General features: G+C 56.8%; 18 protein-coding genes. 12 read left to right on the forward strand and 6 right to left on the reverse strand.

All coding sequences use genetic code 11. From position 1 onward, the window contains the following. Positions 1-3: 3 nt before the first annotated feature. From hypD to A4308_RS02355, 7 genes are all read left to right on the forward strand, one after another. The gene (gene hypD / locus A4308_RS02325) at positions 4-1,125 is read left to right on the forward strand and encodes a hydrogenase formation protein HypD (protein WP_045282201.1); all 1,122 of its coding nucleotides are present in this window, start codon (positions 4-6) and stop codon (positions 1,123-1,125) included. Beyond that, on the forward strand, positions 1,122-2,132 hold the full coding sequence (gene hypE / locus A4308_RS02330; RefSeq protein WP_014885011.1) for a hydrogenase expression/formation protein HypE: 1,011 nt from the start codon (positions 1,122-1,124) through the stop codon (positions 2,130-2,132). The genes hypD and hypE overlap by 4 nt, the downstream gene beginning before the upstream one ends. Positions 2,133-2,196: 64 nt before the next feature. Then, positions 2,197-4,269, forward strand: coding sequence for a formate hydrogenlyase transcriptional activator FlhA (flhA, locus tag A4308_RS02335; RefSeq protein ID WP_023331174.1), 2,073 nt, complete (start codon positions 2,197-2,199; stop codon positions 4,267-4,269). 154 nt (positions 4,270-4,423) lie between these two features. Beyond that, positions 4,424-5,422, forward strand: a complete 999-nt coding sequence (locus tag A4308_RS02340) for an ABC transporter substrate-binding protein (RefSeq protein WP_045282200.1) — start codon at positions 4,424-4,426, stop codon at positions 5,420-5,422. Beyond that, complete coding sequence (locus A4308_RS02345) at positions 5,422-6,459, forward strand: FecCD family ABC transporter permease (protein ID WP_045282199.1); 1,038 nt, start codon at positions 5,422-5,424, stop codon at positions 6,457-6,459. The genes A4308_RS02340 and A4308_RS02345 overlap by 1 nt, the downstream gene beginning before the upstream one ends. Then, entirely contained in the window at positions 6,459-7,220 is a 762-nt protein-coding gene (locus tag A4308_RS02350; RefSeq protein WP_014885015.1) for an ABC transporter ATP-binding protein, read from the forward strand. The genes A4308_RS02345 and A4308_RS02350 overlap by 1 nt, the downstream gene beginning before the upstream one ends. A 16-nt stretch (positions 7,221-7,236) precedes the next feature. Continuing rightward, positions 7,237-8,457, forward strand: coding sequence for an MDR family MFS transporter (locus A4308_RS02355; RefSeq protein WP_072251843.1), 1,221 nt, complete (start codon positions 7,237-7,239; stop codon positions 8,455-8,457). Positions 8,458-8,462: 5 nt separating this feature from the next. Here A4308_RS02355 and A4308_RS02360 read toward each other — a convergent pair whose 3' ends face one another. Beyond that, positions 8,463-8,807: a nitrous oxide-stimulated promoter family protein gene (locus tag A4308_RS02360; RefSeq protein ID WP_014885017.1), complete on the reverse strand. Its 345-nt coding sequence runs from the start codon at positions 8,805-8,807 to the stop codon at positions 8,463-8,465. A 175-nt stretch (positions 8,808-8,982) separates the two neighbouring features. Here A4308_RS02360 and A4308_RS02365 point away from each other — a divergent pair, with 175 nt between their 5' ends. Together A4308_RS02365 and mutS are read left to right on the forward strand one after the other, a co-directional pair. Then, positions 8,983-9,213, forward strand: a complete 231-nt coding sequence (locus A4308_RS02365; protein ID WP_014885018.1) for a SymE family type I addiction module toxin — start codon at positions 8,983-8,985, stop codon at positions 9,211-9,213. A gap of 113 nt (positions 9,214-9,326) precedes the next feature. Beyond that, positions 9,327-11,888 (forward strand): DNA mismatch repair protein MutS, encoded by a 2,562-nt coding sequence (mutS, locus tag A4308_RS02370; protein WP_023331179.1) that lies wholly within the window; start codon positions 9,327-9,329, stop codon positions 11,886-11,888. Between the two features lie 86 nt (positions 11,889-11,974). Here the strand turns inward: mutS and A4308_RS02375 are convergent, their stop codons facing one another. The 4 genes from A4308_RS02375 to A4308_RS02390 form a co-directional block, all read right to left on the reverse strand. Further along, entirely contained in the window at positions 11,975-13,132 is a 1,158-nt protein-coding gene (locus A4308_RS02375; protein ID WP_045282386.1) for a DDE-type integrase/transposase/recombinase, read from the reverse strand. A 145-nt stretch (positions 13,133-13,277) separates the two neighbouring features. Further along, a complete protein-coding gene (locus tag A4308_RS02380) occupies positions 13,278-13,499 on the reverse strand; it encodes a non-oxidative hydroxyarylic acid decarboxylases subunit D (RefSeq protein WP_003862116.1) in 222 nt (73 codons plus the stop codon). 10 nt (positions 13,500-13,509) lie between these two features. After that, complete coding sequence (locus tag A4308_RS02385) at positions 13,510-14,937, reverse strand: non-oxidative hydroxyarylic acid decarboxylases subunit C (RefSeq protein WP_032635686.1); 1,428 nt, start codon at positions 14,935-14,937, stop codon at positions 13,510-13,512. Continuing rightward, positions 14,927-15,529, reverse strand: a complete 603-nt coding sequence (locus A4308_RS02390) for a non-oxidative hydroxyarylic acid decarboxylases subunit B (RefSeq protein WP_014885021.1) — start codon at positions 15,527-15,529, stop codon at positions 14,927-14,929. The genes A4308_RS02385 and A4308_RS02390 overlap by 11 nt, the downstream gene beginning before the upstream one ends. A gap of 172 nt (positions 15,530-15,701) precedes the next feature. On the opposite strand from A4308_RS02390, the gene A4308_RS02395 reads away from it, so the two are divergent. Continuing rightward, positions 15,702-16,109 (forward strand): MarR family winged helix-turn-helix transcriptional regulator, encoded by a 408-nt coding sequence (locus A4308_RS02395; RefSeq protein WP_023331181.1) that lies wholly within the window; start codon positions 15,702-15,704, stop codon positions 16,107-16,109. On the opposite strand, the gene A4308_RS02400 is transcribed toward A4308_RS02395, so the two are convergent. Next, positions 16,106-16,993 (reverse strand): LysR family transcriptional regulator, encoded by an 888-nt coding sequence (locus A4308_RS02400; protein ID WP_045134139.1) that lies wholly within the window; start codon positions 16,991-16,993, stop codon positions 16,106-16,108. The genes A4308_RS02395 and A4308_RS02400 overlap by 4 nt on opposite strands. A 108-nt stretch (positions 16,994-17,101) precedes the next feature. Here A4308_RS02400 and A4308_RS02405 point away from each other — a divergent pair, with 108 nt between their 5' ends. Both A4308_RS02405 and A4308_RS02410 read left to right on the forward strand, forming a co-directional pair. Next, positions 17,102-18,310, forward strand: coding sequence for an MFS transporter (locus tag A4308_RS02405; RefSeq protein WP_045281978.1), 1,209 nt, complete (start codon positions 17,102-17,104; stop codon positions 18,308-18,310). Next, entirely contained in the window at positions 18,307-18,684 is a 378-nt protein-coding gene (locus tag A4308_RS02410; protein ID WP_023338753.1) for a DUF4440 domain-containing protein, read from the forward strand. Before A4308_RS02405 ends, A4308_RS02410 begins: the two co-directional genes overlap by 4 nt. Positions 18,685-18,693: the final 9 nt, after the last annotated feature.

Consider the following 18,693-nt stretch of genomic DNA (forward strand, 5'->3'; position numbering starts at 1 on the left):
CACATGCGTTACGTTGATGAATACCGCGCGCCAGAACAGGTACTGCAGCTTATCGGGCACCTGAAAACACGGGCGGCGCTGCTGAACAACACGAAAGAAAGGCCGCTGCGGATCATGGAGGTGTGCGGCGGACACACGCACGCCATCTTCAAATTTGGCCTCGACCAGCTACTGCCAGATAACATCGAGTTTATCCACGGCCCCGGCTGCCCGGTCTGCGTGTTGCCAATGGGCCGCATCGACAGCTGTATTGAAATTGCCAGCCAGCCTGACGTCATTTTCTGTACCTTTGGCGATGCGATGCGCGTGCCGGGGAAAAATGGCTCGCTGCTGCAGGCGAAAGCGCGCGGTGCGGACGTGCGGATCGTCTACTCGCCAATGGATGCCCTGACGCTGGCGAGGGATAACCCTGAGCGCAACGTCGTCTTTTTTGGGCTGGGTTTTGAAACCACTATGCCCGCGACGGCCATTACGCTGCAGCAGGCCAAAGCCCGCAACGTCACTAATTTTTTCTTTTTCTGTCAGCACATCACGCTCATTCCCACGCTGCGCAGCCTGCTGGAGGAGCCGGATAACGGTATCGACGCCTTTCTGGCCCCGGGACACGTCAGCATGGTGATTGGCACAGACGCCTACGGTTTCATCTCTGAACAGTACAATCGTCCGTTAGTGGTCGCTGGTTTCGAGCCACTTGATCTACTGCAAGGTGTGACCATGCTGGTTGAGCAGAAAATAGCGGCCCTGAGTGCGGTCGAAAACCAGTACCGCCGCGTGGTGCCCGATGCGGGAAATGAACGGGCCCAGCAGGTCATTGCCGACGTGTTTAGCGTTGAAGGCGACAGCGAGTGGCGCGGTCTGGGGCTGATTGCCGAATCCGGCGTGCGCCTCACGCCAGCCTATCGCGCGTTTGATGCAGAAACATATTTCCGCCCGCAGCCGCAGCAGGTGTGCGACGATCCCCGCTCTCGCTGTGGCGACGTGCTCACCGGTAAGTGTAAACCTCATCAATGCCCGTTATTTGGCAACACCTGTAACCCGCAAACCGCGTTTGGCGCGCTGATGGTCTCCTCCGAAGGGGCATGCGCCGCGTGGTATCAATATCGCAACCAGGAGTGTGAAGCATGAACACGGTGGAAATGGCGCACGGAAGCGGTGGGCAGGCGATGCAGCAGTTGATTAACCGGCTGTTTATGGAGGCTTTTAACAACCCCTGGCTCGCCGAGCAGGAAGACCAGGCGCGCATCGCGCTCTCGACACTCACTGCCCAGGGCGACAGGCTGGCGTTTTCCACCGACAGCTACGTCATTGACCCGCTGTTTTTCCCGGGCGGTGATATCGGCAAGCTCGCCATCTGCGGCACGGCCAACGACGTTGCCGTCAGCGGCGCCATTCCACGCTACCTCTCCTGCGGGTTTATCCTTGAAGAGGGGCTGCCGATGGAGACGCTCACGGCGGTGGTCAACAGCATGGCACAGACGGCGCGCGAGGCGGGGATCGCTGTCGTCACCGGCGATACCAAAGTGGTTCAGCGCGGCGCCGCCGACAAACTGTTTATCAACACCGCCGGGATGGGCGCGATCCCCGCCGACATCCACTGGGGCGCACAGCAACTTAGCGTGGGCGACGTTCTGCTGGTGAGCGGCACGCTGGGATGCCATGGCGCGACGATTCTTAATCTGCGCGAAGGGTTAGGGCTGGACGGCGAACTGCGTAGCGACTGTGCGGTGCTTACCCCGCTGATTCAGACTCTGCGCGCCATTCCTGGTGTGAAAGCCCTGCGCGACGCCACCCGTGGCGGCGTGAATGCCGTCGTCCACGAGTTCGCCGTAAGCTGCGGGTGCGGGATTGAACTGACCGAGCGTGGTCTTCCTGTCAAACCCGCCGTACGCGGGCTGTGCGAGCTGCTAGGGCTTGATCCCCTCAACTTTGCGAACGAAGGCAAGCTGGTGATCGGCGTTGAACGCGCAGCGGCGGAATCTGTCCTGGCCGGGCTGCGGTCGCATCCATTAGGGAAAGATGCCGCCATCATTGGGGAAGTGGTTGAGCGCAAAGGGGTGCGCCTGACCGGGCTTTACGGCGTGAAGCGCACACTGGATCTGCCGCACGCTGAACCGTTACCCCGAATTTGCTAGAACCGCGCCATAAGCGGTCAGCACTGAATGTCTCTTTTCTGCCAGTTTCAATTGGAAAGCAATAATGCCGTATACACCGATGAGCGATCTTGGACAGCAGGGCCTGTTTGATATCACGCGCACACTTTTACAGCAGCCCGATCTCAGCGCGCTAAGCGATGCTTTGACGCGACTGGTCAGGCAATCAGCCCTGGCAGACAGCGCCGCAATTGTGCTCTGGCATAGCGGAACGCAACGCGCGAGCTACTACTCAACGCGTGATAATGGCAAAACGTTTGAATACGAAGATGAAACGTATCTGGCGCATGGTCCGGTGCGCCGCATTCTCTCCCGTCCGGAAGCCCTGCACTGCAATTTTGAGGAGTTCAGGATGGCGTGGCCGCGGCTTGCCGGGAGCAACCTCTATCAGCCTTTTGGCCACTACAGCATGCTGCCGCTGGCGGCGGAGGGCCATATCTTTGGCGGCTGCGAGTTCATCCGCACGACCGACCGGCCCTGGAGCGAAGCGGAGTACGAGCGTCTGCACACCTTTACCCAGATTGTGGCCGTGGTGGCAGAGCAGATCCAAAGTCGCGTCACCAATAACGTGGATTACGACCTGCTGAGCCGCGAGCGCGATAACTTCCGCATCCTGGTGGCAATCACTAACGCCGTGCTGTCACGTCTCGATATGGATGAGTTGGTCAGCGAAGTCTCAAAAGAGATACACCACTATTTCAAAATCGACGCTATCAGTATTGCGCTGCGGGGGCATCGCAAGGGCAAGCTGAATATCTATTCCACGCACTATCTCGATGAAGCCAACCCGGCGCATGAGCAAAGTGAAGTGGATGAAGCGGGCACCCTTTCTGAACGGGTATTCAAAAGCAAAGAGATCCTCCTGCTTAACCTGAGCGAACAGGATCCGGTAGCGCCGTATGAGCGAATGCTGTTTAACACCTGGGGCAATAAGATCCAGACCCTGTGCCTGCTACCGCTGATGTCCGGCAATACCATGCTTGGCGTGCTGAAACTGGCGCAGTGTGATGAAGCCGTGTTTACCACCGCCAACCTGAAGCTGCTGCGCCAGATTGCCGAGCGTATCTCCATCGCGCTGGATAACGCCCTCGCCTATCAGGAGATCCATCGCCTGAAAGAGCGGCTGGTGGACGAGAACCTGGCCCTGACCGAGCAGCTTAATAATGTGGACAGCGAGTTTGGCGAAATCATCGGGCGCAGCGATGCGATGTACAGCGTCCTCAAGCAGGTGGAAATGGTGGCGCAGAGCGACAGCACGGTGCTGATTTTGGGTGAAACCGGCACGGGTAAAGAGCTGATTGCCAGAGCCATCCACAACCTGAGCAATCGCAACAGCCGCCGGATGGTGAAGATGAACTGCGCGGCGATGCCTGCGGGCCTGCTGGAAAGTGACCTCTTCGGCCACGAGCGCGGCGCATTTACCGGGGCCAGCAGCCAGCGCCTGGGGCGTTTTGAACTGGCCGATAAAAGCTCGCTGTTCCTCGACGAAGTGGGCGATATGCCGCTGGAGTTGCAGCCTAAACTGCTGCGCGTCTTGCAGGAGCAGGAGTTTGAGCGCCTTGGCAGCAACAAGCTTATCCAGACTGACGTGCGGCTGATTGCCGCCACCAACCGCGACCTGAAAAAAATGGTCGCCGACCGCGAATTCAGAAGCGATCTCTACTATCGCCTGAACGTCTTCCCGATCTGCCTGCCCCCGCTGCGCGAACGTCCGGAAGATATCCCCCTACTGGTAAAAGCCTTTACCGCGAAGATCGCCCGCCGAATGGGGCGAAATATCGACAGTATTCCTGCCGAAACGCTACGCACCCTCTCGTCGATGGAGTGGCCGGGTAACGTCCGCGAACTGGAAAACGTCATTGAGCGTGCGGTGCTGCTCACGCGTGGCAATGTGCTGCAACTCTCCCTGCCGGAGGTTTCTCTGCCTGAAACGACCGTGACCGCAGCCGAGATCGCAAAAGAGGGAGAAGATGAATATCAGCTCATTATGCGCGTGCTGAAAGAGACGAACGGCGTGGTCGCCGGCCCGAAAGGGGCAGCCCAGCGTTTAGGCTTAAAACGCACGACCCTGCTGTCGCGCATGAAGCGCCTCGGGATTGATAAAGAGAACCTGCTGTAAGTCCGCATGCTGGCGGTGTTATTCTGGCACCGCCTTTTGTCACCCTGCGCAATTGTCCCTCATTGACACAAAATCGTTTCCTCTGTATAAAATTCCGCCTTAATAATGAGTTTCATTTGCATCAAAAAATAATTTTAATGAAGGGTAGCGTTTAATGAAAAAGGTCATCTGCGCGTTGGGCCTGGCGATTGCGTCGGTCAGTTCTGCTCTGGCAACCACATATCCTCTGACCATTGAAAGCTGTGGTTATAAAGAGACCTTCACCAAAGCGCCGGAACGCGTCGTGGCCCTGGGTCAGAATACCGTCGAAATTTTGCTCCTGCTCGGCCTGCAGGATAAGGTGAAGGCCAGCGCCTTCTGGCCGACCAAAGTGCTGCCGCAGCTGGCTGAACAGAACGCAAAAATCAAAACCCTAACGGTAGAAATCCCTACGCTTGAATCTATCCTTGCGCAAAATCCTGATTTTGTACCTGCCCAGCTTCCTCTGTTACTTGGGCCAGAGAGTAAGGTCGCAAAACGTGAAGATTTGGCGACCGTCGGTGTGAATAGCTACGTCTCACCGGGCATGTGCGCGACCAAAAAAGCCACAGGAGATATGTACGGCAGCCGCCAGAAGCTGTGGGACATGACCTATCTCTATAAGGAGATTGAGGATTTTGCCAAAATCTTTAACGTGGAAGATCGCGGCCAGGCCGTCATTGCCGATTTCAAAAAACGTGAGGCTGACCTGCGCCAGGAGTTTGGTAAAAACAAAAAGGACCTCTCCTTTGTTTTCTGGTTCTCAAGCTCCTCTCCTTCGGCTGATGCTTACGTCGGCGGTAAAAACAGCGCCTCCGGATTTATTGCCAACGTGCTGGGCGGGCACAACGCCATTACATCTGAAACCGAATGGCCAACCGTGGGCTGGGAAAGCATTATTGCCGCTAATCCGGATGTGATTGTGGTCTCCAGTCTGGACCGTAACCGCTGGGCGCTGGATAACGCGGAAGAAAAAATCAAATTCCTGAAAAACGATCCTGCCGTCAGCCAGCTTGATGCCGTCAAAAAAGGCCATATCGTGGTGATGGACGGCCAGGCGATGAACCCAACGATTCGTACAATTTACGGTGCTGAACAGGTGGGTGAACAGCTCAGAAAACTGGGGCTGAACTGATGACAGCCGCTGTACTTCAGGCCCGCCAGGGCCTGTTCCTGACCACGTCTGCTCTGCTTGCCATTGTACTGTTGTTTCTGGTCATCGCCCTTGGCGTCAGCGTCGGTGAACTGTCCATCCCGCTGGATAACGTGTTTTATGCTATCAGCAATAAAATGGGGCTCACCGAGGTTCCGCTCAACCGCATCTATGAGAGCGTTATCTGGGACTTTCGTCTGAGCCGTGCGCTGGTTGCTGCCTGCTGTGGCGCCGGGCTAGCCATCTGCGGTGCCGTCCTGCAAAGTCTGTTGAAGAACGCGCTGGCGGAACCCTATGTTCTCGGCGTGTCTGCGGGGGCCTCAACCGGGGCGGTTTCCGTCGTGGTGCTGGGTGTGGGAACGGGAGCCGTTTCGCTGTCTGCGGGGGCCTTCGCGGGTGCCTTCGCCGCCTTTGCATTTGTCGCTTTTCTGACCAACGGCGCGCGCGGCGGCAATGAACGCACTATTCTGGCAGGCGTTGCGGCTTCGCAGTTGTTCAATGCCATTACCGCCTACACCATCAGCACGTCAGCCAGCGCACAGCAGGCGCGAGATGTCATGTTCTGGCTGCTGGGCAGCTTCAGCGGCGTACGCTGGCCGGAATTCCAGCTGGTACTGGTGGTGGTCCTGCTGGGGTTAGCCGTTTGCCTCTTCTATTCCCGGGCGCTGGATGCCTTTACGTTCGGTGACGACGCTGCCGCATCGCTGGGGATTGCAGTTCCCTGGGTACGCCTGGCGTTATTTATCACGACCGCACTGATTACCGCGACCATCGTCAGTATGGCAGGCTCCATCGGCTTTGTGGGGCTGGTGGTTCCGCACGTCATGCGTTTCCTGTTCGGACCTTTGCATCGCACGCTGCTCATTGCCAGCGCGTTGGCCGGGGCGATCCTGATGGTGCTGGCAGACATTGCCTCACGCATGCTGATTGCGCCGCAAAGCCTGCCCGTCGGCGTAGTGACCGCACTGGTGGGCGTTCCCTTCTTTGCCGTGATTATTTACCGTTCAAGGAATAAGTGATGAGTATCTGCGCTGAAAATATTACCTGGAAGGTCGGCAAAAAGGCGATCGTCAATGACGTCTCGCTGAAGGTCTCCCGGGGGGAAACCGTCGGCCTGCTGGGCCCAAACGGCTGCGGAAAATCGTCTCTTTTGCGTATCCTCGCGGGACTGCGTCGCCCGGATGCGGGCCGCGTGACGCTGGACGGGCAGGACATCTCCCGCATCGCCAAAAAGCAGCTTGCCCGCCGGGTAGCGTTCGTTGAGCAGCACGGGATGACCGACGCCAACATGCGCGTTCGCGACGTGGTGAAACTTGGACGAATTCCGCACCACTCCGCTTTTTCCAACTGGAGCACGCACGATGACGAGACCGTCACGGCGGCACTGCAACGCGTGGATATGCTGGATAAAAGCGACCAGGGCTGGCTGAGCCTCTCCGGCGGAGAGCGCCAGCGGGTGCACATTGCCCGCGCGCTGGCCCAGACCCCAACGGAAATCCTGCTGGACGAACCGACCAACCACCTGGACATTCATCATCAGATGCAGCTGATGCAGTTGATCAGCGAATTACCGGTCACCAGCATTGTCGCTATCCACGATCTTAACCACGCCTCGATGTTCTGCGACTCGCTGATTGTGATGCAGAAGGGGCAAATTGTGGCGACGGGGACACCTCAGGACATCTTATCTGAGTCGTTGCTCTGGGATGTTTTCCGGGTCAAAACCAAAATTGAGATCTCGCCGTTCCATGGCAAAAAGCACATCCACTTTATCGTTTAGGGGCGCGTAAATCACAATGCTCCTTCGCACAGCCGCCACGCTCTGGCCGCCCGTCTTACTGGGTAGCCAGTTTGTTTTCAACATTGGCTTTTACGCCGTCGTTCCTTTCCTGGCGATATTCCTGCGCGACGACATGCTGCTCTCCGGCGGACTGATCGGGCTGATTCTGGGCCTGCGCACCTTCTCCCAGCAGGGGATGTTTATCGTTGGCGGTGCCCTCTCGGACCGGTTTGGCGCGAAAGTGGTTATCCTCAGCGGCTGTATTGTTCGTGTTTCAGGTTATCTGCTGCTGGCCTTCGGGGAATCGCTCTCGCCGATTATTGTGGGCGCATGTCTGACGGGCATCGGCGGCGCATTATTTTCCCCTTCGATTGAGGCATTGCTGGCCAAAGCGGGCACGCACAGTGAGGCGAAAGGGACACGAAGCCGGGCGGAGTGGTTTGCACTGTTTGCAGTCTGCGGGGAACTCGGCGCGGTACTGGGCCCGGTTGCTGGCGCCCTGTTAACGGGGCTTGGCTTCCGCCAGGTGGCGCTGGCGGGTGCAGGGGTCTTTATTATTGCGTTAGTGGTGCTCTACTTCTGCCTTCCTGCTTCTGGCCGCCGTTCGCAAACGCTTAAAATACAGCCCTGGTGGACAACCTTCCGCCAGCCTCGCTTCGTCGCCTTCATCATTGCCTATAGCTCATGGCTGTTAAGCTACAACCAGCTTTATCTGGCGCTGCCGGTGGAGATCCAGCGATCTGGTGGTAACGAGAAAGATCTCGGTCCGCTTTTTATGCTCGCCTCCATGCTGATCATTACCTTACAGCTGCCGCTGGCACGCTTTGCCCGCCGCGTGGGCGCGGTGAGGATCCTGCCGGTGGGCTTTTTGCTGCTTTCTACGGCCTTTGCGAGCGTAGCGATGTTTGCAGCGACTGAACCGCCGGAGGGCTGGTTGCGGTTGCTGCCGTCGGTCTTATTTGTCACGTTACTGACGCTGGGACAAATGCTGCTGGTCCCCTCGGCAAAAGATCTCATTCCGCGGTTCGCCGAGGAATCAACGTTGGGGGCGCATTATGGTGCTCTCGCCACCGCCGGAGGGATTGCGGTACTGGCGGGAAATTTGTTGTTTGGCAGTCTGCTGGATCGCGCGCTGGTGCCTTCGGCTCAGGCAATATACCCCTGGCTGCTGCTGGCCCTCTTCCCGTTGTGCAGCGCCCTGGCCCTGCAGGTAATTTGCCGCCCGCTGCGAAGCTGAACGGCTCACTTTTTCGGGCGATACTTTTCCGGTAATTCCGGCACCGGACGACGATCGTCAATCAGATGACGAACGGTCAGGACAGGATGACGCCATAACATGCGTGGCCCCGCCCAGCGCATAATCTGCTTCATCTCTTCCCGCTTTGCGGGCTGGTAGCAGTGTACCGGACACTGTTTACAGGCAGGCTTTTCTTCACCAAAAACACACTTATCCAGGCGCTTATCGGCATACGCGTTCAGCGCCTGATAATGCCCCTCTTCCCGAGACGCCTGCGGGCACTGCTTTTCAAACAACGCGATCATTTTCGCGATAGTCTCTTTTTCTCGTGATATGCGTTTACCGGACATAGCGACTTACCGATTAATAAGATGCATCAATAATACTCTTTTAAACCCTGAATTTCAGTTGTTGCATTCCGTTTTCTGAAGCCTGATTCCAGCATTAATGCTACACCTCCTGAAAATCACGGGTATTTTATACAGGCATCAGGAGTGACCGTTGTCCGTATTGTCTGGAGGTTCTATGCAAGAGATCGCGACTGGCAAACCCTACCGCCATTTAAAAGTGGGATATTTCAGAAAACGTCACGAGGATCGAAAAACTAAGATACCTAAGCGTTACAGCGTACATGCGGCGTTGAGCTTAAAAGGGGACTGGCTTGAAAAGGCGGGCTTTACTACCAACGCCCAGGTCAGGGTGGGCGTGGAACATGGCAAAATTGTCATCGAGTTGATGCCGGAAGGCACCTCGTAAAGCCGCGACATTTTTCTGCGACATCGCTTTTTTTCATGCGACAATAGCAGGAACTAACGGCCACTGAGCCGCTCAAAACGGTTTCTTTTCAAAGAAATGGACATCATAACTCCATGAGCACAATCGACAATTTCGACGCACATACGCCGATGATGCAGCAGTATCTGAAGCTGAAAGCACAGCATCCGGAAATCCTGCTGTTTTACCGTATGGGCGATTTTTACGAGCTGTTTTATGACGATGCCAAACGTGCATCGCAGTTGCTCGACATTTCGCTGACCAAACGTGGCGCATCGGCAGGTGAGCCCATCCCGATGGCAGGCATCCCGCACCATGCGGTAGAGAACTACCTGGCCAAACTGGTCAATCAGGGAGAATCCGTCGCCATTTGCGAACAGATTGGCGATCCGGCGACGTCGAAGGGGCCGGTTGAACGCAAAGTCGTGCGCATCGTCACGCCAGGTACCATCAGTGATGAAGCCCTGCTTCAGGAGCGCCAGGATAACCTGCTGGCGGCGCTGTGGCAGGACGGCAAAGGGTTTGGTTATGCCACACTGGACATCAGCTCCGGGCGTTTTCGTCTGAGTGAACCCGCTGACCGTGAAACGATGGCTGCCGAATTGCAGCGCACCAACCCGGCCGAGCTGCTCTATGCCGAAGATTTCGCCGAGATGGCGCTGATTGAAGGTCGCCGAGGTTTACGCCGTCGCCCGCTGTGGGAATTCGAAATAGATACCGCGCGCCAGCAGCTGAATCTGCAGTTTGGCACCCGCGACTTGATCGGTTTTGGCGTTGAAAATGCGCCGCGCGGGTTGTGTGCAGCAGGTTGCCTGCTGCAATACGTGAAAGACACCCAACGCACCGCCCTGCCGCATATCCGTTCTATCACCATGGAGCGCCAGCAGGACAGCATCATCATGGATGCCGCCACGCGCCGCAACCTGGAGATCACGCAGAACCTGGCGGGTGGCATAGAAAATACCCTCGCGTCGGTCCTCGACAGCACGGTGACGCCGATGGGGAGCCGTATGCTGAAACGCTGGCTGCATATGCCCATTCGCGATACGAATACGCTTGTCTGCCGTCAACAGACGATTGCCGCATTGCAGGATCGTTACACCGAGCTGCAGCCCGTTCTGCGTCAGGTGGGCGATCTCGAGCGTATCCTTGCCCGTCTGGCATTGCGCACCGCGCGCCCACGCGATCTCGCACGTATGCGTCATGCTTTCCAGCAGTTACCGGAACTGCGTGCTCAGTTGAGCGACGTTGACAGCGCTCCGGTTCAGAAACTCCGTGAAACGATGGGCGAGTTTACCGAGCTTCGCGAACTGCTGGAACGCGCCATTATCGATGCGCCTCCGGTTCTGGTGCGTGACGGCGGCGTCATTGCCCCTGGCTACAACGAGGAGCTGGACGAATGGCGTGCGCTGGCCGACGGTGCAACGGATTATCTTGATAAACTGGAAATCCGCGAGCGCGAGCGTCTTGGGCTCGACACCCTGAAAGTGGGGTATAACGCGGTACACGGTTACTATATTCAGATCAGCCGCGGGCAGAGCCATCTGGCACCAATTCACTACGTCCGTCGTCAGACGTTGAAAAACGCCGAGCGCTACATTATTCCCGAGCTGAAAGAGTACGAAGACAAAGTGCTCACCTCGAAAGGTAAAGCACTGGCGCTGGAAAAACAGCTGTATGAAGAGCTGTTTGACATGCTGATGCCACACCTGGCCGATCTGCAGCTTAGCGCCAGCGCGCTGGCGGAACTGGATGTGCTGGTGAACCTGGCTGAACGCGCGGAAACGCTGAACTATACCTGTCCGACCTTTACCGACAAGCCCGGTATCCGCATCACTGAAGGCCGTCACCCGGTGGTCGAGCAGGTACTGAATGAGCCGTTCATCGCCAACCCGCTGAACCTCTCGCCGCAGCGAAGAATGCTGATCATTACCGGGCCAAACATGGGCGGTAAAAGTACCTATATGCGCCAGACCGCTTTGATTGCGCTGCTCGCCTATATCGGCAGCTACGTCCCGGCGCAACACGTTGAGATTGGCCCTATCGACCGTATCTTTACCCGCGTCGGGGCGGCAGACGATCTGGCGAGCGGTCGCTCAACCTTTATGGTGGAGATGACCGAAACGGCTAACATTCTGCACAACGCGACGGAACACAGTCTGGTGCTGATGGACGAAGTCGGACGCGGAACATCAACCTACGATGGCCTGTCGTTGGCATGGGCCTGCGCTGAAAGCCTCGCGAACAAAATCAAAGCCATGACGCTGTTCGCCACCCATTACTTCGAGCTGACGCAGCTACCGGAGAAGATGGAAGGGGTGGCTAACGTCCACCTTGATGCGCTGGAACACGGCGATACCATCGCCTTCATGCACACGGTGCAGGACGGTGCGGCGAGCAAGAGCTATGGCCTGGCCGTCGCGGCGCTGGCTGGCGTACCGAAAGAGGTAATTAAGCGCGCGCGTCAGAAACTGCGTGAGCTGGAAAGCCTGTCACCGAATGCGGCGGCGACGCAGATTGATGGCACACAGATGTCGCTGCTGGTGCCTGCGGAAGAGACGTCACCTGCGGTGGAAGCACTGGAGAATCTCGACCCGGATTCACTGACGCCGCGTCAGGCGCTGGAGTGGATTTATCGGTTGAAGAGTCTGGTTTAGTTCTCTGCGGTCTTTATTGCCCGGTGGCGCTGCTGTATGACCGGATACATAGGTGACAGATCAGACCGGGAACATAGGTAACACTTTTAGTCTATCCGGAGCACACTCTGGGTTTTTCGGTCGTAGTACGCAAGCGTTATCCCATTAAAGATGATGGCCTCAAGGCCATCATCTTGTTCTTCCAGCATGATGTACTCCCCAGTCAGTGCTTCACTCAGGAACACCGTACCCTTTTTTCCCATATAGAGGGTCCCCCTCGATTTCACCCTGTAGACTGTACCTCCTTCCGGATAAGCATATTCAGGAACACGGCCATCCCAGTGTCGGTTTGAGGGTTGCCATACCGTTCCGGGCGTTGCTCCCGCCAGTGCTTCATGCGGCCTTTCGTAGTTAAATTCTTTCCGGTAGTCACTGAACCACCGCTGTTGTTCTTCCATCGTCATGAAGGTGTTGCCCTGTTTCACCGCACTTTTCAGGGAGCGGTGCATTCGCTCATGGCGGCCATTTTCTTCCGGATGCCCCTTTCTGATACGCTCCGGCCTGATGCCCAGCTTGATTAGCCAGACGGCAAGACGACTTAATCCGGCTATTCCTGTTCCCGCGAAGGGCTGGCCGTTATCGGTTCTAAGCACTTCCGGCAGACCATATTCCAGGAACGCATCCGTCAGGCACTCTCTGACAAAGGGTTCACTCTCACGGTGTGTTCCCCGGCAGCTGAGCAGATACCGGCTGTGATTATCGGTCAGGGTGAAAGGATGGCAGTACTCTCTGCTGAGCAGCCTGAACTTGCCTTTAAAATCAGCGCTCCAGACCTGATTGTTCTCACTGATGATGGTCAGGGGCTGGCGATTGCCTGGTGTTCTGCGTTTTCGTTTTTTATCCGGAACCAGGCCTTCGCGCTTGAGGATATCGCCGATAGTGCTGGCGGCAGGTACGGTAAAATCGACGTGATGATTGAGCAACCACATCCGCAGTTTTTTTGGCCCCCAGTCAGGGTGTTTTTGACGCAGGGCAGTCAGGTGTCCGGCGATATCATCAGGAACCGTCCGGGAGTGGGAGCGTGGCGCACGCGACCGGTCCGAGAGAGATGACAGGTCAGAAGGGTCAAAACGCTGAAGCCATTTATAGCCGGTTTTACGGCTGATGCCAAAAAGACGGCAAAGCGCGGAGAAGGAATCCGTACCTGCATGGCAGGCACGGATAAAATCAAGGCGTTGCATAGGTCGGGTCTCAGTCCAGGGCATAGCGAGTCTCCTCTTCTATGCCAGTTATAACTGTTACCCATGTATCCGGTCTAAAGTGTTACCCATGTTTCCGGTTCATACCCTGCGCTTACCGGGCCTACGGGTTTTGTAGGCCGGGTAAGGCGAAGCCGCCACCCGGCTTTTTTTACAGCAGCGGCGGGATCGTCGGCACCTGCGGTGCCTCGTCAATATCCTTCTGCGTCATACGAAACGCTTCCGGATAATGTTCACGGCTGGTGCGGCGCAGCGGCTCGGTATCGCGCCAGGTATAGAGACAATGCTGGCACTGATAAACCGTCCAGACCCCCTTCACGGGTGATGTCGCCATCACTTCAATATGTTCATCGGCACAACGTGGACAAATCATCTTTTCCTCCTTATTGACGTGCTGCCAGCATCGCGGTCAGTTTTTCAGCCCAGGCTTTGGTCTCAGGCAGATCCTGTACCGGCTGGCTATAGTGGCCTCGGGTGTCCGGGGCGACAGGCGTCGTCGCATCAATAATCAGTTTGTCGGTAATGCCCGCCGGGCTGGAGCCTGGGTCGAGTTCAAGCACCGACATGTTCGGCAGTTGAACCAGATCGCCTGCCGGGTTGACCTTCGATGACAGCGCCCACATCACCTGCGGGAGGTTGAACGGGTCAACATCTTCATCCACCATAATCACCATCTTCACGTAGCCCAGGCCATGCGGCGTAGTCATGGCACGCAAACCGACCGCGCGGGCAAAACCGCCGTAACGCTTTTTGGTGGAGATAATCGCCAGCAAACCGTGGGTGTACATCGCGTTCACCGCCTGCACTTCCGGGAATTCGGCTTTCAGCTGCTGGTATAACGGCACGCAGGTGGCTGGGCCCATCAGATAGTCAATTTCGGTCCACGGCATACCGAGGTACAGGGATTCGAAAATCGGTTTCGTGCGATAAGAAACTTTATCAATACGTACCACCGTCATATTACGGCCACCGGAATAGTGCCCGGTAAACTCTCCAAACGGCCCTTCGATTTCACGTTTACGACCTTCAATCACCCCTTCCAGGATCACTTCAGAGCCCCACGGTACATCGAAACCGGTCAACGGTGCGGTGGCAATCGGGTATGGGCTTTCGCGCAGGGCACCCGCCATCTCATATTCTGACTGATCGTATTTCAGCGGCGTCGCGCCCATCAGGGTGATGATCGGATCGTTGCCGAGAGTAATTGCAATCGGCAGATCTTCCCCACGCTCTTCCGCTTTATGCAGATGCAGGGCGATATCGTGCATCGGCACCGGCTGCAGGCCGAGCTTGCGCTTACCTTTCACCTCCATGCGATAAATGCCGACGTTCTGCTTGCCAAAGTTATCCGGGTCAAGCGGATCGCGCGAAACAACGCACGCTTTGTCGAGATAAAAACCACCGTCTCCGTCATTCAGGCGAAACAGCGGCAGGATGTCGAACAGGTTGATGTCTTCACCGTCCACCGTATTCTCAGCCCAGGCCGGGTTGGCGCGGCGCTCCGGTGCGATGGGGAATTTATCCCAGCGGCGGATAAACTCGTCGATCTGTTTTTTTACCGGGGTATTCGCAGGCAGCCCCATCGAAATGGCGTGGTTCTGCCAGGAGCCGATGGTGTTCATCACCACGCGGGCATCGGTAAACCCGCGAATATTGTCAAACCACAGAGCGGGCGCACCGTCGCCAATGCGACCGGTGGCGTTGGCTGCCGCCGCCAGATCCGGCTCCGCATTCACCTCTTCCTCAATTTTCAGCAGTTGCCCTTGCTCATCGAGTGCCTGCAGAAAGCTTCTCAAATCATCAAATGCCATTTTTATTCTCCTGTGAAAAATCTTTCGCCTCCCGCAGCCCATTCCAGCGACGTGCCTTTTTATGCTCCAGACCAAACTGGTCGAGCACGCGGGTCACGATATGCTGGGTGATGTCATCGGCGGTCTGCGGATGGTTGTAATACGCAGGCATGGGCGGCACCATCGCCACGCCCATTCGGGAAAGCGCCAGCATGTTCTCCAGATGGATGGTGCTGAGCGGCGTTTCGCGGGGAACCAGCACCAGCTTGCGCCCCTCTTTCAACACCACATCCGCCGCACGGCCCACCAGCCCTTCGGCGTAGCCTGCGCGGATCCCCGCCAGCGTTTTCATGCTGCAGGGAATAACGATCATGCCGTCGGTACGAAACGACCCGGAGGAGATAGTGGCGGCCTGGTCAGCCGGGCTGTGGACAACGTCAGCCAGCGCAGCAACGTCCTGCGCGGTGTAAGGCGTTTCCAGCTCGATGGTGGTTTTAGCCCACTTCGACATCACCAGATGCGTTTCCACCTCAGGCATCTCCCGCAGCGCCTGCAGCAGCGCCACGCCCAGCGGAGCCCCCGTCGCCCCCGTCATTCCCACGATCAATCTCATTCATCACCTCAATTAACTTGTTCGTGTACGAACATTATAGGTAAACTACTCCCGGATCGTTTTTCTGACAAGATCGTTCGCATACGATCACACTAATTGCTAAAAAATGCCGCGTTATCATCCCGGGCTTTAGCGGCTATCATAGGGGGAGATTTTTTCCGTCGGAGTGTTCATGGAACTAAGACAAGAGGCGTTCCACCTGTTACGTCAGCTTTTTCAACAGCATACCGCGCAGTGGCAACATGCCTTACCGGAGCTGACCAAGCCGCAGTATGCGGTTATGCGCTCTGTTGCCGAGCATCCGGGCATTGAACAGGTGGCATTGACCGAAGTGGCAGTCAGTACGAAAGCGACCCTGGCGGAAATGCTGAGCCGCATGGAGGCGCGCGGGCTGGTCAAACGCGAGCATGACCCCGCCGATAAGCGCCGCCGGTTTGTCTTCCTGACACCAGAAGGCGAAGCCCTGCTTGAAGGCTGCAAGCCGGTAAGCAATGAAGTAGATGAGGCATTTTTAGGGCGCCTGAGTCAGGCCGAGCGGGAGCAGTTCTCCGCGCTTATCAAGAAAATGATGCACGATTAATTCACGCTGGCGCGCATAAAATCAATAAAGGTGCGTACTTTCGCCGGCACGTGCCGGGCATCCGGATAAACCGCGTAAATGCCCTGCCGCGCGAAGGTATATTCCGGTAAAACCGGCACCAGTTTTCCCGTATCCAGCGCATCGCGCACCAGCCATTCCGGCAGTAATGCCACTCCACCTCCGGCGAGTGCAAAGGCCATAAGAGCCTGCGCACTGTCGGCAAACAGGCGCGGCGCTTTTTTTATCTCCAGCGTGTCGGGCAAACCACCGGCATTTTTCACCTGCCAGCGCAGCGGCGAGGTTAAGCGCTCGTGGATAATCCAGTCCGCATGGGCAAGCTGCGCCAGCGATGCGATCGGATGAGTACCGAGCCACTCGGGTGTCGCAACGGGCAGGATCGAAAAGTGCGCGATCAATGCAGCGTGATAGCGTGAATCGGTAAGCGTTCCCAATCGGATAGCCACATCAAAGCGCTCTGAGATAAGGTCGGCATGAAGTGACGACGAAACATGACGCACGCGAAGATCCGGGTGCTGCTGGCTGAACCTTGCCAGCATCGGCACCACGACCTGTGAGCCATACTCAGGCGTGGTCGTGATCCGCAACTCCCCGGTGAGCCCGGCATGATTCGCGCGGACATCATCCTGCAACTGTTCTGCATCCTTCAGAAGCGCGACGCTGCGTTGATGAAAAAGGGTACCCGCGTCGGTTAACGTCAGGCGGCGGGTGGATCGCAGCAACAGGGTAACGCCCAGTTCGGCTTCGAGCTGACGAATATTGAAGCTGACCACGGCTTTTGTCAGCCCCATCGCCTCAGCTGCCGCAGTGAAACTGCCGGTGTCTGCCACCGCAACAAACATCTGCGTCCGCTGTAAGTTAATCATCATCACGCCTTTTACCGTCAAAATATTTTTGACAGTATATCGCGCTTTGTCTGGTTTATCCGTGCCTGACGCGTCGATACGATACGCCTCCTCACGGGAGGAACCACCATGACCTATCGCAGCAAAGTCGCCGTTGTCTATCTGCTGGGCTTTTTTCTTGATTTGATTAACATGTTTATTGCCAGCGTCGCTTTTCCGGCAATGGCTCACGCCTTTCACGCCACGCCTTCAGCACTTGCCTGGGTCAGTAACGGGTACATTGCTGGTCTGACGCTGGTGATCCCGTTTAGCAGCATGCTCACGCGCCGAATTGGACCGAAGCGCGTCATCCTGCTCTCGCTTTTTCTGTTCAGCGCTGCCTCTGCTGCGGCAGGCTTGTCTGCCACGCTGGAAAGCCTGATTGCCTGGCGAGTGTTGCAGGGGGTGGGAGGAGGCTTATTGATTCCCGTTGGACAGGCGTTGACCTGGCAACAGTTTAAGCCTCACGAGCGAGCCAGACTCTCCTCAGCGGTTATGCTGGTCGCACTGCTTGCCCCCGCCTGCTCCCCTGCTATAGGAGGCGTGCTGGTGCAAACGCTAAGCTGGCGATGGATATTTTTCGCCACGCTCCCGGTTGCCATCGTGACCTTTGTTCTGGGCTGTTTGTGGCTTAAACACGAACAGCCCGCGATGAAAGCAAGCCGGCTGCTAAACCTGCCTTTACTTGCGGACCCGCTTTTGCGTTTTTCCATGCTGGTCTATGTCTGTGTACCAGGCATATTTATTGGTGTGAACGTCACGGGTATGTATTACCTTCAGAGCGAGGCCAATATGACACCCGGCGCAACGGGAATGCTGATGCTGCCGTGGTCTGTGGCATCGTTTGTCGCTATCACGGCAACGGGACGCTATTTTAACCGTATTGGTCCTCGTCCCCTTGTCGTCACAGGCTGTCTGCTCCAGGCGCTGGGCGTTCTGCTTTTACTGAGCGTCAGTCCGGCCAGCACAGCGCTGTTACCCACCCTTGCGTTTGTGTTGATGGGTGCAGGGGGAAGTCTTTGCAGCAGCACGGCTCAGAGCAGCGCTTTTCTGACAACGCGCCGGGAAGATATGCCGGATGCCAGTGCGCTGTGGAATCTTAATCGTCAGTTGAGTTTTTTTATGGGAACCCTGCTGCTGGCGCAGGTCCTCAACCTTGCGCAGGCCTGGCTACCCCCGCTCGCCGCATGGCACGGGATGTTTATTTTTGCCGCAGGCATGACCTTACTGCCTGTACTGTACGTTTTTCGTCTTAACAATACGCAGGTGCTCACCCAGCTGCGACAGGAGAATTCATGACGCCTTTCGAACACGAGATTATCGAGCTCCACATTGCACTTGAAAACTGGCTAGGCAAAGGCGAAGGCGATTCCGACGCCCTGCTCGCCCGTTTTCGGTCTGATTTTCTGATGATCCCACCCGGTGGGGTCCATATAGACTACAACGGGCTTGTTCGTTTTCTGGATAACCAGCGCGGAAGTCGTCCAGGGCTTAAGATCGTCATTGACGAATTATCGACGCGACAGAGCTGGGATGATGGCGCGGTGCTTCACTACCGGGAGACGCAAACCCGCCCGGATCACCCCATCAACGTGCGCTGGTCAACCGCAGTGCTGAATCAGGAAGATGGCAGGATCACATGGCGTCTGCTGCACGAAACGGCGCAGCCATAGCACAAAAGA

This window comes from Enterobacter sp. ODB01, assembly GCF_001623605.1.
GTDB classification, from domain to species: domain Bacteria; phylum Pseudomonadota; class Gammaproteobacteria; order Enterobacterales; family Enterobacteriaceae; genus Enterobacter; species Enterobacter kobei.